The organism is uncultured Thiodictyon sp., assembly GCA_903837595.1.
Lineage (GTDB): Bacteria > Pseudomonadota > Gammaproteobacteria > Chromatiales > Chromatiaceae > Thiodictyon.
Window position 1 is genome coordinate 1 of record CAILVI010000101.1, and the last position, 1,995, is coordinate 1,995.

A 1,995-nucleotide genomic window follows, 5' to 3' on the forward strand; every position below is an offset into this window, starting at 1 on the left:
CCGATGCGCTCGCCAACAACCTCGGTAACATCACCAGGACCTTCGCCGATTGCAGCCTGCACAACCAGTTCACCCAGGGTTCGCGGACGCTGCATGTGCCGGACTATCGGATCTGTGAACGCGTGCCGACGCCGCCACCGGATTTCAACTGTGCGGCGACAGCGGCGGGCCAGACGCTTTATAGCTGCCCGCCCTATCCATTGAGGTTGGTTTATCCGCCGCTGCGCGCAGTCGAGCGGGCATGCCCAGGTTTGCCGATGGGGTACGGGGAGTCAGGGCAAGGCCCTCATTCTTCACGTCGCGCGCTGCAATCCCCGCATGCCGCGCACCCAGCCCGCTGCAAACCTATCGCGGCGGCCCGGCAACCCCGATAAATTTTTTTGGCAGGTGCAACAAATGAGTTTTTGTAGCGCCTGAAACGTCCGGCGCGCCTGCTGTAAGATATTGTTTTTATGGCATTCGATCAGGCGCTGGCGGGCAGGTTTACGAAAGCCCGGCTGGTGAGTTCCAGCAAAGTTTCCGGCAACGCTGACAACATTCTTAGGAGGTCCGCCAAAGTCTTCAGCAAGCCTGACAACTTCCTCAGCAGGTTCGCCAAAACTTCCAGCAAGCCTGACAACTTTCGCAGGAGGTGCGCTAAGGTTTCTGGCAGGGCTGACAACTCTTCCAGTAGCCGCCAAAGTGTCAAGGAACAGCGACGCGGCCCAAGGGGATCTACCCGAATCGCTCGGGGTTATAGTCAGGAAAGGCGACCCTGCCCGCATCGATCACAGATAGAGGCGGCGCGAAGATGGGCGCAAGCCGCTCTTGACAACGCGGTTTTCCGGTGGTAGAAACCGCTCATGGCACGGGCTTGTCCCATGCCGACGCCCTCTGCAATACATCAAGGGGAATTATTATGTATTCGCAAAGCTATTTTCCCAAAACAGAAGCCGAGCGTGTTGCTTGGATTCTCCGCTATCTCGAGACTCTGCCGAAATTTGGCCCGCTAATGGGCATCGGCCCCGAGGAGATCACCTTCACCAAGGGGGACCTCGGTAATTATGTCTGGGCGGTAACCCAATGGTATCCCATCGTTCGCCAGGATACCCTCGACAACACCGCCTTCAAGACGCTCATCGCCACCGGCACTGGGACCGATCCGGTTCCGGTCCCCACCCCCAGGCCATTTCCCGCCCCGCCCGCTCCCATCATCCCCGGCGCACTGAACCGGATGTTCAATCAGGTGCAACGGATGAAACTGCACCCCGGCTATGCCGACGGTCTCGGCCGGGAACTCGGAATCGTGGCAGTCGCCGCGGTGGTCGACGATCCGGCGCCCGAGTTCACCGCCGTGCTGGAGCGAGACGCCAAGGGCTTCCGGGTGTATATCCATTGCACCAAACGCCACCATGGCGGCATCGTCGTCGAAAGCCGAATTAATGGCGGTGCTTGGGAACTCTACGGCCATTTCACCCGGGGCAGCGTCTACGATGACCGCCCGCTTGCCGTCCCCCACACCCCGGAAAGTCGCGACTATCGTCTGTGCTGGTGGGATAAGGACGAGCCCCACGGCGATTGGAGCGCGGTCGTGACCGTGTTGGTCGGAGATTGAGTCCAGAGAGGGCCGGTCAGGAAGACCGGCCTTGGTCGCCAGCCATTCCGCTCGCTTCTATGAACCGGCGGCGAAGGAAAAATGGCCTGTTACCTATTTTCCTCGAGACAGAACAGGCTATGGATTGAAGAGAGGCAAAGGTAATTTTCCTTCAAATATGGATTCAAGCTATCACTACCCGCCTGAACTGCTGTCGCTCTTGATTGACACGATTCCGCTTCTATGCCGCTCGAAAAACGACGTAATCGTCTTCTTTCGGGGCGCTGGCGTTCAAGCAGATGTCCTCTCGGATTTGCAGCAACGAGTCGATAATGATCGGCAGAATATCAATAAGTTCGCAATCGTGAGGACAGTTCTCGAGCGGATTAATGAAAAAGAAGACTCTACACTTCGCGAACGCA

At 58.0% G+C, this 1,995-nt stretch carries 2 protein-coding genes and 1 pseudogene; 2 read left to right on the top strand and 1 reads right to left on the bottom strand.

Annotation, left to right across the window (positions count from 1 at the left end; translation table 11 throughout):
• Window positions 1–293 precede the first annotated feature (293 nt).
• Window positions 294–680 carry a hypothetical protein gene (locus QZY44_RS05705; RefSeq protein WP_295443484.1) on the bottom strand — a complete coding sequence of 129 codons (387 nt, stop codon included), beginning with the start codon at window positions 678–680 and terminating at the stop codon, window positions 294–296.
• Window positions 681–991: 311 nt separating this feature from the next.
• On the opposite strand from QZY44_RS05705, the gene QZY44_RS05710 reads away from it, so the two are divergent.
• Window positions 992–1,594, top strand: coding sequence for a hypothetical protein (locus tag QZY44_RS05710; protein ID WP_295443486.1), 603 nt, complete (start codon window positions 992–994; stop codon window positions 1,592–1,594).
• Between the two features lie 31 nt (window positions 1,595–1,625).
• Window positions 1,626–1,995 (top strand): annotated as a pseudogene (locus QZY44_RS05715) (hypothetical protein); the annotation flags it as partial.